The sequence below is a fragment of the Citrobacter sp. Cf136 genome (assembly GCF_030333815.1).
Taxonomy (GTDB): Bacteria; Pseudomonadota; Gammaproteobacteria; order Enterobacterales; family Enterobacteriaceae; genus Citrobacter; species Citrobacter freundii.
The window spans coordinates 87037-101390 of sequence record NZ_JAOWFE010000032.1; the positions used below are offsets into that span (position 1 = coordinate 87037).

General features: G+C 44.7%; 13 protein-coding genes and 1 tRNA gene. 3 read left to right on the forward strand and 11 right to left on the reverse strand.

The features are described 5' to 3' along the window. Positions 1 to 3: 3 nt before the first annotated feature. The 3 genes from OGV98_RS04740 to hdeA form a co-directional block, all read right to left on the reverse strand. A complete protein-coding gene (locus OGV98_RS04740) occupies positions 4 to 1263 on the reverse strand; it encodes an ammonium transporter (RefSeq protein ID WP_202581131.1) in 1260 nt (419 codons plus the stop codon). Between the two features lie 95 nt (positions 1264 to 1358). Further along, the gene (gene hdeB / locus OGV98_RS04745; RefSeq protein WP_003845047.1) at positions 1359 to 1649 is read right to left on the reverse strand and encodes an acid-activated periplasmic chaperone HdeB; all 291 of its coding nucleotides are present in this window, start codon (positions 1647 to 1649) and stop codon (positions 1359 to 1361) included. Between the two features lie 109 nt (positions 1650 to 1758). Next, complete coding sequence (hdeA, locus tag OGV98_RS04750; RefSeq protein WP_057102354.1) at positions 1759 to 2073, reverse strand: acid-activated periplasmic chaperone HdeA; 315 nt, start codon at positions 2071 to 2073, stop codon at positions 1759 to 1761. A gap of 262 nt (positions 2074 to 2335) precedes the next feature. On the opposite strand from hdeA, the gene OGV98_RS04755 reads away from it, so the two are divergent. After that, entirely contained in the window at positions 2336 to 2905 is a 570-nt protein-coding gene (locus OGV98_RS04755) for an HdeD family acid-resistance protein (protein WP_003845049.1), read from the forward strand. Between the two features lie 216 nt (positions 2906 to 3121). Here the strand turns inward: OGV98_RS04755 and OGV98_RS04760 are convergent, their stop codons facing one another. From OGV98_RS04760 to OGV98_RS04785, 6 genes are all read right to left on the reverse strand, one after another. Further along, the gene (locus OGV98_RS04760) at positions 3122 to 6241 is read right to left on the reverse strand and encodes an efflux RND transporter permease subunit (RefSeq protein ID WP_202581132.1); all 3120 of its coding nucleotides are present in this window, start codon (positions 6239 to 6241) and stop codon (positions 3122 to 3124) included. Positions 6242 to 6265: 24 nt separating this feature from the next. Beyond that, positions 6266 to 7420 (reverse strand): efflux RND transporter periplasmic adaptor subunit, encoded by a 1155-nt coding sequence (locus tag OGV98_RS04765; RefSeq protein WP_080975634.1) that lies wholly within the window; start codon positions 7418 to 7420, stop codon positions 6266 to 6268. A 36-nt stretch (positions 7421 to 7456) separates the two neighbouring features. After that, a complete protein-coding gene (gene crcB / locus OGV98_RS04770) occupies positions 7457 to 7846 on the reverse strand; it encodes a fluoride efflux transporter CrcB (RefSeq protein WP_044714079.1) in 390 nt (129 codons plus the stop codon). A 47-nt stretch (positions 7847 to 7893) separates the two neighbouring features. Next, positions 7894 to 8424 (reverse strand): helix-turn-helix transcriptional regulator, encoded by a 531-nt coding sequence (locus OGV98_RS04775; RefSeq protein WP_003845053.1) that lies wholly within the window; start codon positions 8422 to 8424, stop codon positions 7894 to 7896. 530 nt (positions 8425 to 8954) lie between these two features. After that, on the reverse strand, positions 8955 to 9548 hold the full coding sequence (locus tag OGV98_RS04780) for a Slp family lipoprotein (RefSeq protein ID WP_202581134.1): 594 nt from the start codon (positions 9546 to 9548) through the stop codon (positions 8955 to 8957). Positions 9549 to 9671: 123 nt separating this feature from the next. Beyond that, positions 9672 to 9926: a YdgH/BhsA/McbA family protein gene (locus tag OGV98_RS04785; RefSeq protein WP_003845055.1), complete on the reverse strand. Its 255-nt coding sequence runs from the start codon at positions 9924 to 9926 to the stop codon at positions 9672 to 9674. A gap of 519 nt (positions 9927 to 10445) precedes the next feature. Here OGV98_RS04785 and OGV98_RS04790 point away from each other — a divergent pair. Continuing rightward, positions 10446 to 12344: a methyl-accepting chemotaxis protein gene (locus OGV98_RS04790; protein ID WP_202581135.1), complete on the forward strand. Its 1899-nt coding sequence runs from the start codon at positions 10446 to 10448 to the stop codon at positions 12342 to 12344. 174 nt (positions 12345 to 12518) lie between these two features. Continuing rightward, positions 12519 to 13148: an ECs1377 family protein gene (locus OGV98_RS04795; protein WP_003839291.1), complete on the forward strand. Its 630-nt coding sequence runs from the start codon at positions 12519 to 12521 to the stop codon at positions 13146 to 13148. A 23-nt stretch (positions 13149 to 13171) separates the two neighbouring features. On the opposite strand, the gene OGV98_RS04800 is transcribed toward OGV98_RS04795, so the two are convergent. After that, positions 13172 to 13246 (reverse strand) — tRNA-Arg (locus OGV98_RS04800). A gap of 75 nt (positions 13247 to 13321) precedes the next feature. Then, on the reverse strand, positions 13322 to 14263 hold the full coding sequence (locus OGV98_RS04805; protein ID WP_003839292.1) for a formate/nitrite transporter family protein: 942 nt from the start codon (positions 14261 to 14263) through the stop codon (positions 13322 to 13324). Between the last annotated feature and the right edge of the window lie 91 nt (positions 14264 to 14354).

The window sequence follows — 14354 nt, forward strand, 5'->3', positions numbered from 1 at the left end:
AAATTACTCCTTACCTGAAAGGGTATAGGCATCTTCGCCAAACGCTGAATAATCAGGAGATTGGCGGGCGTCATTGGTCGAAATTCGCACTGGGGTGAATTTGTTAATTATCCACAAGATTAGAAGGGTAAAGATAAAAGACCATATGCTGGTAATAAGCACAGCGGCGAGTTGTTTTGCAACTTGCAAAATGCCACCACCTTCCAGCAAACCTGAAGGTCCTTTGCTATTCCATGCCTGTGATGCGAAAACACCAAGCAGGATTGAGCCTGTAATTCCTCCCATACCATGTACGCCAAAAACGTCCAGTGCATCATCAACATACTTTTTAACGAACAGTGCGCAGTAGTAGCAGACAAAACCGGCAATAATGCCAATTAATGCGGCTGATTGAATTGAAACATACCCCGCAGCAGGGGTTATGGTGGCAAGGCCTGCGACAGCTCCTGTCAGAAAGCCAACAAACTTTGGTTTACCGGTATGCATTTTCTCAATGAGTAGCCATGTCGCACCGGCAAAAGCAGCTGCAATGTCGGTGGTGACAAATGCAGAAACAGTAATTGTGTTAACCTGTAATTCAGAGCCTGCGTTAAACCCATACCAGCCAAACCACAGTAATCCCGCCCCCAGAGCAATATAAGGAATGTTGTGGCTACCATCGGGTTGAATGACTCGACGCCCGACGTATAAAGCGGAAGCAAGCGCAGCGAATCCTGCTGTCGCGTGGACAACAATACCACCGGCAAAATCAACTACTCCCCATTTAGCCATCACGCCCTGCGGGCTCCAGACCATATGCACAAACGGGCAGTAAACGAATAATGTCCAAAGGGTAATAAAAATCAGGTACGCCTTGAATTTTACCCGTCCGACAAAAGCGCCAGTAATAAGGGCCGGAGTGATAATGGCGAACATCATCTGGTAGACGAAATGTACCAGGATTGGGATCCCTGCGTCATTACCGGTGAACAGCGTGTTCGCATTGATATTTTGTAAAAACGCATAGTGAAGCGGATTGCCAATAATGCCATTGAGGCTGGGACCGAAGGCCAGGGAATAACCCACAGCAAACCATAATATGGCTACCCAGCTCATAGAGACAAAACTCTGAAACATAATGGTGAGTATGCCTTTACGCTGGACTAACCCCCCGTAAAAAAAAGCGAGTCCCGGTGTCATTAACATGACCAGACTGGTGCATAACAGCATAAATGCTGTATTCGCTGGATCCAGTATTTGTAATTGTACAGGTAATATTCCCATATACCCTGTGCCCCTTGCTTAAGGTTTATAAAAAGATGTAACTTGGCTATTTTTCATACGAAAGATAAATTACTACTTAATTTATTAATGGATAATTACTTGTCTTTGAATGAATATAATTTTGATTGTGGGTTGCGTTTGCAATATTCAATGACTTGCGGGATGCTGGTAAGGTCTGTTTCATTCAGAGAAACAGAATCACCACCCTTATAAACCGTTTCTTCATTGAGCATCCACCATGCAACTGGAAGCATGGCCTTAGGATTCAGATTGATAAACTCCTGACAGGTCATTTTATCAGGACTGTTGTCTGCCGCATGCGTAACAGGGACGTTTAGCATAAATAAGGATAACAGGGGAGTAAGTGTGATAAGTACGCGTTTCATATATAACCTCATAGTGTCTTTAGTACAATTAATTTACTGAAGCGGGAACTGTTGGGGTACAGTTCTCGCTTCAGTGATATCAATAAAAAAATTACTGGTGTTGGTTTAATTACAGATCTTTTTTGATTTTGTCCCACTCACTGTCAGCTTTTTTCTTAAAATTGGCTTTTTTATCCTGCATACATGCCTGCACCAGTGCAGGGGTCACTGTTTCAACCCCTTTAACATCCAGTACCGCGTCTTCTGGTTTGTCCTTTTTATTCAACGCCTCGGCAAAGCCAACCACTGTGGGTTGGAATGTGGTATCTGTGGCAAGAAAATCTTCACACGTCCATTGACTGACGGGTTTGTGATTTTCTGCCGCCTGACCCAGAGCAGGGATCATGAGTAGGGAGCCAACGATCATGCTTAATGTTTTATTCATCTAACGTACCTCGTGTATCAATTAATATCTATGGGTGAAAAGTCTGATTGCGACATTAAATATATATCCTGGAACAGCGTGGATGTCATATTTTGAATTGAATGGGGTTTTTAATATGTCCAATATTCTCTTTTGTTATTAGATAGTTGTAAGGCGTTTAAGAAGAAATCATCGGACTATATTATTAATGACGTAGTATTTATTGATGATATTTAGAATAAATTAATGTTGTCAGTAGTACTCTGACTAACAGGAGAAGCAAATGTTAAATGTAACACGAGATATTCTATCTAAGCTTGACGATGATGTGCTGGTCAAACAGCGGCGGTTTCTTAAGTTCTTGGCATGCCTGATGTTCTTGGGTGGGGTGCTTTTTATCCTTTTCCCTTATGTGTCTGGAGGCGTGCTCAGTATCATTGTCGGTGGGATTTTGATGTGCAGTGGTGTAGCGTTAGCAGTGGGTATGTTTAAAAACAGGGTGCATAATTTTTGGCCAGTTGTTTCTGGGGTAGTCGTCAGTATTGCATATTTTTTGATGGGGTATTTTTTTATTACTGCACCTGAATTGGGTGTTTTTGCTATCGCAACTTTTTTGGCATGTCTATTTTGTTTAGGTGGAATTATCCGACTGACTAACTTTTTTAAGCACAGAAAAGAGAAAAAGGTATGGTTACAGGGTGTTATAGGTATATTGGATCTCTTTATTGCATGGTGTTTTATTACTGCCACTCCGCAGGCATCAATTTATATGGTGTCAATGGTGACGGGAATTGAGCTTATGCTGAGTGGTATTAGTTGCGCATATATTGCTAATCAGTTTCGTAAAACCTGAAACTAAGTAGTTAGTTGTTACTATTATCTGGCCCCGATAGCGGAGTCATTACATTAAAAAAAACTGCCCTTGCGGGCAGTTAAAATCGAAAGCATACCAAATGTTTTCTCAGGGGATCAGTCTGCACTGATACCGATATTATCGTAAACACTCTTACGATATGTTGCAAAACCTCCAGTACGTATTATTTAATAAATAAATCCTAACTAACATTGTTTATTTTCTTATCACTATTTTTGTAAAAAAACGATGTACAACAATAAAAAATACGGGAACAAAGAATATCGCCAGGACCGTTGCGGCAATCATTCCGCCCATCACGCCTGTGCCTACTGCGTTTTGTGCACCTGAACCCGCGCCGTTGCTAATGACTAATGGAAGCACACCAAGAATGAATGCCAAAGAGGTCATCAGAATCGGTCTTAAGCGCATTCTGGCTGCGTCTAATGTCGCTTCAATATCGCTTTTACCCTGTTTTTGCATAATTTCAACGGCAAATTCTACAATCAAAATCGCGTTTTTAGCCGATAACCCAATTGTTGTCAGTAGACCAACCTGAAAGTAGACATCGTTGGATAACCCACGCAACCAGGTCGCTGATAAGGCGCCAACTACGCCAAGTGGAACAACCAGCATTACGGCAAAGGGAATTGACCAGCTTTCATAGAGCGCTGCCAGACACAGAAAAACAACGATGATTGAAATAAGGTACAGCATAGGGGCCTGGTCTGTGGATAAACGCTCCTGATACGACATTCCTGTCCAGTCATATCCGATGCCAGCAGGCAGTTTTTCGATGAGTGAGACCATAAATGCCATTGCATCTCCGGTGCTTTTTCCCGGTGCGGCTTCGCCAAGAATCTCCATTGAAGGAGAGCCGTTATAGCGTTCAAGACGCGGTGAACCATAAGTCCAATCTGTATAGGCAAATGCGCTAAACGGTACCATGTCCCCAGAAGCGTTACGGACATACCAGCTATCAATACTTTCCGGAAGCATGCGATAAGGAATGGCTGCCTGTACGAAGACCTTTTTGACGCGTCCATTATCCAGGAAGTCATTAACGTAGCTGCTACCAAACGCGGTTGAGATCGTCTGGTTTATATCGTTGAGAGATACGCCCATAGATTCTGCTTTTGCCGCATTGACATGCACCCGAAACATGGGCGTATCTTCCAGTCCATTGGGGCGAACGCCGACCACCTGTTCGGGATGCTGTTTTGCCATTCCGAGGAGCTGATTTCTTGCCTGAGTGAGCTTTTGGTGACCCAGATTGGCTTTATCTATAAGTTCCAGATCAAAACCTGAGGCCGTGCCAAGTTCCGGGACGGCGGGTAAATTGAAGGGATAAACAATAGCCTGATTTATTGTAGCCAGACCACTGGTGGCACGTTGAATGATCGCATTAATACCATCGGCACTTGCCGTGCGTTCAGACCAGGGTTTCAGGCTTACAAAGGCCAACCCGTTGTTCTGACCTTGCCCGCTAAATCCAAAACCGCTGACAGTAAAGACTGATTCCACATTACTTTTTTCTTGCGTCAGGTAATAGTGGCTGACGTCTTCAAGTACTTTATTAGTTTTCACCAGCGTAGCACCCGGTGGCAACTGGGCCATGGTCAGCAAAACGCCCTGATCCTCCTCAGGTAAAAATGAGGTCGGAATGCGTAGAAACAGTAGCACCATGGCAATAATGATCAGTAAATACAGAATCATATATCGAGAAGTGACTCGCAGAATCTTGCGCGTACTGTCGCTGTAATGCTGGGTAAAACGCTCAAAGTGCTGGTTAAACAGTGTGAAAAAACGAGGTGCAGAATGGGAGGTATCATGATGCGCTGGTTTGAGCAGCGTGGCACATAATGCGGGCGTTAACGATAATGCGGTTAATAAAGAAAGCGCCATGGCGGCGACAATCGTTACCGAGAATTGCCGGTATATCTCTCCGGTTGAACCGCCCAGTAACGCCATCGGTACAAATACAGCCGACAGGACCAGCACAATCCCCACCAGCGCCCCTTGTATTTGTGACATTGATTTATGCGTAGCCTCTTTGGGCGAAAGGTGCTCTTCTGCAATCACGCGCTCAACATTTTCCACCACCACAATAGCATCATCAACGAGCAGACCAATGGCCAGGACAAGGCCAAACATTGTCAGAGTATTGATGGTAAAGCCAGCAACGGAGAGAACGGCAAATGTGCCTAATATGACAACCGGGACTGCTATTGTTGGAATAAGTGTTGCCCGAAAATTTTGTAAGAATAAATACATAACAATGAAAACTAAAACAATGGCCTCAACCAGCGTTTTAACGACTTCTTGTATGGATATCTTAATGAAGGGCGTGGTGTCATAGGGATAGACGGTTTTGAGACCTGGCGGGAACCAGGGCGAAAGTCGGGCTATTTCTTCTTTGACTAACTTTGCGGTATCCAGGGCATTGGCACCTGTGGCCAACTTAATCGCAATCCCTGCTGCAGGGTTCCCGTTGTATTTTGCTACAGTGCCATAACTTTCAGCACCCAGTTCAATGTGAGCAACGTCGTTCAATGTAACGTGTGAGCCATCTTGTTGAACTTTCAGTAGAATATTTCCAAACTCCTGTGTGTTTTGTAATCGGGTCTGGACGATAATTGAAGCATTCAACTGCTGGTTATTTGCCTGAGGTGCACCACCTAACTGTCCTCCCGATATTTGATTATTCTGTATTTTGACTTTCTGAATGACATCCTGAGGGACAAGCTGATATTGGTTGAGTTTGACCGGATCAAGCCAAATTCGCATGGCATGCTGTGAACCAAATAGTTGAATGCTGCCCACCCCTGCGATTCTGCTAAGCGGATCTTTGATATTGGACGCAACATAGTCGGCAATATCGTACTGGTTAAGCGCCCCATCCTCTGAAATAAATGCGGCAACCAGTAAAATATTGCTGCTGGCTTTATCAACACTAATACCTTGCTGTTGTACTTGCTGCGGTAATGACGGGATCGCCAACTGTAATTTATTCTGCACCTGTACCTGAGCGATATCAGGGTTGGTCCCCGACTCGAACGTGAGGGTCAGGGTGGCATTGCCAGAGGCGTCGCTGGTTGAGGACATATACATTAATCCATCCAGACCATTCATATTCTGTTCAATAATCTGCGTCACCGAGTTTTGTACAGTCTGTGCATCGGCTCCTGGGTATGATGCGCTGATAGTTACCGCCGGTGGGGCAATGTTGGGGTATTGAGCAATGGGCAACTGAGTAATAGCAATGACGCCGCTTAGCATCATGATAATAGCAAGAACCCAGGCGAAGACCGGGCGCTCAATAAAAAAATTAGCCATAGAAAAAACTCCTGTTACCCGGCCTTACTGAGGTAAAGGGGGATTTGAATCTAAAGGGGAGGGGAGAGCATGAGCTTTAATGCCAGGCCGAATCTGTTGGAGCCCAGAAATAATGACCCTATCGCCAGGGTGCAAACCGGAAGTCACCAGCCACTTATCTCCTATTGCTTTAGTGGCAATAATTTCACGCGACTGGACAATGTTTTCCGGATCAAGAATAAGCGTTGTTGCTTTGCCGCTGGCATTGCGAGTTACCGCTTCTTGTGGAACCAACAATACATTGCGCTGGATACCCTCACTGAGCACGGCAGTGACGTACATGCCAGGTAATAGCGTGTTATCTGGATTAGGAAAAATTGCTCTGAGCGTAACAGACCCCGTTGTTTCATCCACTGTGAGGTCGGAAAACTGCAATTTCCCTGTGTGAGCATATTGCTTACCGTTATCAAACTCTAATATGGCCGTTGCCTGGCCCTGGCTTTGCTCTATTATGCCTTGCTCCATGTCTGTTTTTAGCCGGAGAAAATCATTGGCGGACTGGGTAACATCCACGTATATAGGATCAAGACGTTGAACTGTGACCAGTGCTTGCCCCTGATTGGCGGTGACAAGTGCGCCGATGGTGACAGTTGACTTGCCGCTTAATCCACTCAGCGGCGAGGTGACGCTGGCATAGTTCAGGTTGATTCTGGCGCTTTCAACCGCCGCTTTCGCCACTTGCAGGTTTGCCTGCGCTTCCTTCGCGTTAGTCTGGGCCTCGTCGTAGTCTTGTTGGCTGACATAATGTGATTTAAGCAATGACGTAAAACGATTCAACGTTAAGCGGCTGTTATCTGCTGCTGATTGAGCCTTAGCCAGACTTCCCTTCGCCCGATCCAGTTCTACCAGTAAAGGGGCAGGGTCAATCTGGTACAGCGGTTCTCCGGCATTAACCGTGCTGCCTTCTTTAAACTGACGGCTGAGAATAATCCCCCCAACCTGCGGGCGTATCTCAGCAACTTCATAAGGTACAATTCGCCCGGGTAATTTACTGGTGATATTCACGGATTCTTCTTTAAGCGTAATAATACCGACATCCGGTATCACGGTATGTGGTGGGGCATTCTTACTATCATCACACCCCACAACGAATAGAATATTAACCAGGCCAATTACCGCAAATTTTCTTTTTATCTGCATTATATCCCTCACATATAAGTTACGAAGGTTTACGGTTCATCGGTACCAATAGATAATAAATGACGCAATTAAGAAGCCGGTATACACGGCGAGTAAGGAGAACAGCACGTGAACCGCGATTTCAGTACCGGCCCAAATGTAATCTTCGTTTTGCAAATGCGAAAATACCTCCTCTGAAAAAGTAGAAAATGTCGATAAACCACCACATAGCCCTGTGGTGACCATCAGCTTCACTGCCGGAGAAAATGATGTTAGTCGGGTAAAAAAAACTGTAGCAAATCCAATAATGAATCCGGCAATTATATTTGCAACGAGCGTTCCGGGGGGTAATAAAGGGAATAGTGCATTCAATCGCTGGGAAATTCCCCAACGTAAAGCACTACCGACACCACCACCAACCATAATGGCAATTAAAGATGCGAGCATAAAACCTTCTTTTCTAATGGATGTTTTGAATGTCAATCACTTGTATGCTAAAAATAAGGTGATATCTTCAAGGTAACAAGATCGCTTATTCTTCTAAGTTTTAGCTTGAGCATGATATTAAATTTTTGAATGCGCATTGTTTGCTCTGAAATGTTCAGGGACTGCGTAATTTCATGTATGTTATGTTGGTTAATTATGGAGTTGACAAGTTTAAGTTGGTTGTGCGAGAGTGCCACGTTAGGTTTTTGATATGAAATTTTTTCATCTATGATGAGGGAGAGTAAATTTAATATCTGCTCTTTTCTGCTTACGAACAGTAAAGGCGACTGGCTTTTTAATTTGCTAATGTGAAAGGGGGCCAGGATGATGATCCTTTCAACATTGATGTCATTGAGTAGCTTGACCGTAATTTCATCAATAATATTATTATGATAAGTGTCAATAATGATTTTTACATTGTGATCAAGATCATTAAAGTTAATGTCTGAAAGTTGATTGATTTTGATGGTTTTTTCCTTTTCCTGTAGGTTAAAAACACCCTGGAAAAGGAAAAAATCCTTTGTGATAATGAAAATCATAAAAATGCTCCTTTGGTGCAGATGTCTAGTTATAATGTTTGTAGAAAACAGAGTTTTAACATTGGTGATCGAGTTTGATATGTAGGGGTAATTATCCCGTGTTATGCTTAGATAATAATATAAACATAATCTATTTTTATAATTTATCCAGAGATGTACCTATATAATAATCCTAAGTAAAATTCTTAATCCTGCAAAATATATGGTTTTTTGTTTTTAGTATAAGAATAATCCTGGTATTACAAATACTCCTTAGGTATTACTATGAGATATTATGTTTTATCTTATCCAGGATTAATTTATATAAGAGTAACTTGTTGTGTATCTGCCAGAGTATTAGGATTACTATGTCACTTGTATTGGTGACAAACTCGAGACTCCTTTACAGACTTTTGCTGGCGATGGATTCGCCAGCTTTTTTTATTCATCTTTAACAAGATAATTAACGGATGATTACTGATAATGCCCGGAAACGTGGGCCATCCAGGCATTGAATGGAGACGAGGTTATGAAGGGGGAGGTACCGAAACTTAAGGAGATAGCGTCTTTTCCACTTGCAGCGGCGGATCGTACCATCCCCAGCCAGGATACATCATACCATTCCAGTCGGCAGGCCAAACGGGTCCAATACCGTAATCAAAACCCGGTGCTGGCATAATACGTGTTTCTTCCTGCCATACCTGATACCCAAGAATATTCATTGTAACAAATGGGTAACTGGAATTACCGACCCGACCAGAACGGCTCCCGGTCAGGTTACCCAAAACGGTAACGTAGTGATTGCGGAAATTAACAGGGTCGAGAAAAATTGAACTCCGGGCTAATAATCGTCCTTGATATGGTGTCCCGATTTCTGGTTTCGCATTATAATTAAGCGGTAGTACCGCTATTTCGAGCAACGTTTCATGCGGTTGGTTAACGACATTGATAACCAGTCCACCCAGTCGCGCTTGCTGTCCTACATAGAGATTGGGAGTTTGCTTCAGTTTTAGAAAATCTTTCTGCAGGTCTGGTTGGCCATTACCTTTAATTGATGAAGGAATGGAGGCACAACCTGATAGCAAGAGTGTCATCGCGGAGAAGGCGATATACGTCAGTTTTCCAGAGATATAAATTCTGGGCATATTATCTCCTTAAATATATTCAACGAAAAACAATAATTACATGCAATTACTTGACTCTCCTGTTTAGGGAGGGTCAAGTAATCATGGCGGTGCAGATTGGTAATGATTTATTTCTATTATGGTTTATTTATAAATATCAGCATTGATCGTTTTGTGTTCCGATTGCCCTTCAATTGAGGTAATTACATAGTATTTGCCACCCTTTTCATCCACCTTTTTGCTGAGCCCGTCATCTGTCATTGTAAAGCCGTCTTCAGTTACGCTAAGTTCTCCTATTTTTGTATATTTGCTGGCTTGCTCTGGTGAGATTTGTTCAGCGGCATATGCTGAAAATGCTAATGTTGAACCTAACAATGCAATAATACTGATTTTTTTCATAAGTTTATTCTCTTATAGATTAGTGATAAGCAATAATTATGTTAGATAACTTATTTTTTAATTCAATATAAATGTTGTTCGGATTTACCAGTAGTAATTCATTATGCTAATAATTATTTGATTTGAATGTGTTTTTCTCTAGTTGAATATTTAATATAATAATCTTAATGCAGAATGATAATAGCACTTTGCAAAGTGTATTGTGTATTGCATCAATTAAATTACTGCTCTTTTGATCATTGGTTAAGGGAACACGAGATAAACCGGATATCTGTGCCTGTATCGAACGGATAAACGCGCAACAAGAATAAAATAATAATCTATATTATTCAGAAAGATGAAATATAAGTTTGAATTACTGTGGTTGGGCAAACATTAATTCTGAGTAATATAGCCCAATAGAGGTATGTTGGTGAATATTAGGCCTAAAAACAATCACTTGTCTCATGGGGGATTTTAAAGAGAGGCTGTTTGATGCCGATAACCATGGTGAAAATATGGTTAATGGAGGGAAGTGGCATGTGGTGGGTTTATCGAATGCCGATGAAAATGAAGTTAATAATCGCGCTACAACCCCTATTGCTGGCGTTGTGTTGGTTTGCAGGTTCAGGAATATTGGCGCGTATTGAGACAGAACGGCAGATGGAGAATATTGCCCAACTGACAGCGCTCGCACGCAGTGCCGGAAATGTGGTGCATGAACTGCAAAAAGAACGGGGAATGAGTGTCGGATTTCTGGGGGCTGCAGGGACTACGTTCAAAGATGAGTTAAACGCGCAGCGGGCTTTGACCGATCGCGAGATCGAGGTATTCGTGCGCTCGTTGTCCGATACTGCATTACCGGAAGGGGATGTTGCTACCTCTGTCGCTGCGTTTAAGAAAAACATTCTTTCGCTCGCCACCATCCGGGAAAATGTCACGCAGTTGGGGCTTCCGGCCGCAGATGTGGTTAAGTTTTACACCAACGTCATTGCTGATGTGCTGAGTTTTGTCGGCAAGTTGGGGCAGTTGACGGATTCTGGCGAAATGGCAAACGCATTTGCCGCCTACTACAATCTGCTGAATTTGAAAGAACAAGCGGGTATTGAACGGGCACTGTTATCAAATATCTTTTCCTCCGGTCATTTCGCCGACGGACAGTTACATCAGCTCAGTGATGTCGTCAGTAAACAGAACGTCTGGCTGGCACAATCGTTGCGCCTGAGCTCGCCTGAACAGGCGGCCATGTTGAAAAATCGCTTACAATCTGCAGAAGCGTCAAAAGCCCTCTCATTTCGTGAAACCGCGTTTAATCATGTCGAGAACGGTGGATTTGGTGTCGATCCTACTACCTGGTTCAAAGTACAAACTCAGCGTATTGAAGTGATGCGGCAGATAGAAAATGTGACGGCGAATCTTCTGTTGGCGAATGCAGAAAAACTCGCGCAGGATGCACGAAAAAACTGGCAAATATATATGGTCGTCAGCTTGTTAGCGCTACTGGCATCATTGACCTTCGCTGGAGCCATCGCAATCAATATGCATCGCCAATTCAGCGACACGCTGCGCAAGATTGCGGGGATGAATGGCGATCTGACTCAACGTCTGGCGACGCCGGGTAAAGATGAGCTTTCCTCACTTAATCGTGCCTATAACACGATGCTGGAAAGTATTCAGCATATCGTACAGGAGATTAAACAAGGCGCCGTGGTTTTGTCCGATGCCAGCAGCAGTATTACGGTGGGAAATCAGGATTTGGCTCAACGTACAGATGAACAGGCTGCATCAATAGTACAAGCCGTGGCCAGTATGGAGCAGCTATCAACTGCGATTACGCAAACAGCGGATAATGCCCGCGAAGCGGAGCATCTGACAATCAGGTTGGAAAAAGAGGTCCGACAGGCCAGTAACGTTGCCACTGCGGCGAACCAGAGTATGGGGGATATTCGCGCTTCCAGTGAGAAAATATCGAATATTGTGACCTCAATTGATGATATCTCGTTTCAGACTAACTTACTGGCGCTGAATGCGGCAGTGGAAGCTGCGCGGGCAGGAGAGATGGGCAGGGGGTTTGCGGTTGTGGCCAGTGAAGTGCGGAATCTTTCGCAGCGTTGCGCCAAAGAAGCTAACCAGATCCGCGAGCTGGTTGCGCAGAACATGGTTAAAATTAGTGAGGGCGTTGAGCGGGTCACGGCATCAGCTACCGCGCTGGAAGCGGCATCGGACAATACCACCAGTATGAAGCAATATATTGCGGATATCGCGCGCGTGGCGACAGAACAGTCGCAAGGGGTAACCCAGATAAACCAGGCTCTGCGACCGATGGAGCAGGTTACGCAGCAAAATGCGGCGCTGGTTTCTCAGGCCGCGAGCGACAGCCAGCGGCTGGACAATCTGTCGGTCACCATGAAGGGGCTGGTCAATCGTTTTGTTGTCTGACATGACGCCGCTGTACCGATCCGGTAAACGCGCCGGATCGGTCAGTTGTCGTCATCTTAGTGTGATGGTATGAAGCAAATATTGGGTGGGTTAAGCAAAGATTCCTGACATAGCAATCTTGTCGCTGGTAAAGTGAACAACCGATACCGAGATGTGGCCAGAAGGGAATTCCGTGTGACTGAACGTATTGATTATGAGACTGAAAAATACAGCTTTACTGAGGCGACTGAGAGTTCCCGCCTTACCGGCCAGTGGGCTGATGTTATTACTGAATGTCGCGAATTGAAGGCGGGACCGCAAGAGCGTCTGCGTATTGCTTTATTGAATGTGGACTACGTGACCAGTTTTGAGTTGCCTTTCCGCCTGTTATTACTCCGTACTCCGCAACTGATTGCCAGCGTGCGTGAAGAGCTGCAGCTTAGTCAGAAAAACGTCATCTTTAACGGCAAACGCTTTGGTTGTGTTTACAGCCTGAAAGCGAGTCTCGGTGGGATACCGGATGAATTTCAGTACCGCCTGTCGCATCGAATCCGGCGCATTAGTCCTGCAGGTTCAAGCGAAGCGCCATATCAGCAGATTGCTAAAACAGTAAAAGCACCACGCGAACGTCTGAAGCTGGCACTTGAATCGGGCCTTGATGTCACTGCGCTGGATGGGCTTTTCTGGTTTGGCAGCCAGCGTATTGCCGCTGATGTGTTGAGGCTGAGAAAAGCAGGGATGCGGATAGCTACAAAGCAGACAATGGTGTCCGACAATCTTACTGCAACAGTGAGGAATGTGCCGTTTTATCGCCTGGCTAATTAATGGATGAACATGAGAAGTATATATGGTGTCCCCTGCAGGAATCGAACCTGCAACTAGCCCTTAGGAGGGGCTCGTTATATCCATTTAACTAAGGGGACGAAGCGGCACGAGTATAGCGTTTTTTACTCACAACGGTAAGTCTCAGGCCGCCCGACTGCTCAAACAGTCACCATTCAGGCCTGTTTTTTCTGGTTTTTCTGCGTTTGCTCATCACGCTTTGCTTGTAACCGGGCTTCTTCCTTGCGTTTGTTGCTCATATCATTGCGGATCTGCGCATGGCTCATCAGCGCGAAAATAAACGTTCCGCCACAGATATTCCCGGCGAGCGTTGGTAGCGCAAAGGGCCAGAAAAAATCACTCCAGTGCAGCGTGCCATTAAAGACCAGATAGAGAATTTCCACCGAGCCAACGACGATATGCGTGGTATCGCCTAACGCAATCAGCCAGGTCATCAGAATAATGACCACAATTTTTGCCGCTCCGGCGGCGGGGAACATCCACACCATCGTGGCAATTAACCAGCCAGAAATGATGGCGTTGGAAAACATCTCCACAGGAGAGTTTTTCATCACATCCATGCCAATTTTGACGAAAGCATCGCGGGTCTCTTCATCAAAAATCGGCATATGTTCAAACGCCCATGCTGCAACCCCGGTACCAATAATATTACCCAGCAGTACCACGCTCCACAGGCGCATCAACAGGCCAAAATTGCCGAGGGTAGGGTTTTGCATCACCGGCAGTACGGCGGTGACGGTATTTTCGGTAAAGAGTTGTTGGCGGGCCATAATGACAATAATAAAGCCGAAGGTATAACCGAGGTTCTCGAGTAAAAATCCCCCTGGCACACCTTCCAGCTGTACGTGAAAAATCCCTTTAGCCAGTAGCGAGGCACCCATCGACAGTCCGGCTGCGATGGCTGACCACAGCAGGGCCATTGCGTCGCGCTCCATCTCTTTCTCCCCATCCTGGCGAATATGTTCATGGATCGCCATGGCGCGGGAGGGGAGTCTGTCCTCATCAAGCTCTATCTTTTTCCCTGTTAGTTTTTCATCGCTTTCCACTTCGAGTTCGTCGCTATGTCGATCAATCTTATCTTTCTTGATGTCATTCATGGCCGAATCCTGAATAAGCACGTATTGCTAAAGCGTAGCGGCTTTTCTCTGAAAATCAGCGGGAGAAAGTCTGAGATAGCAAAAATGGTAA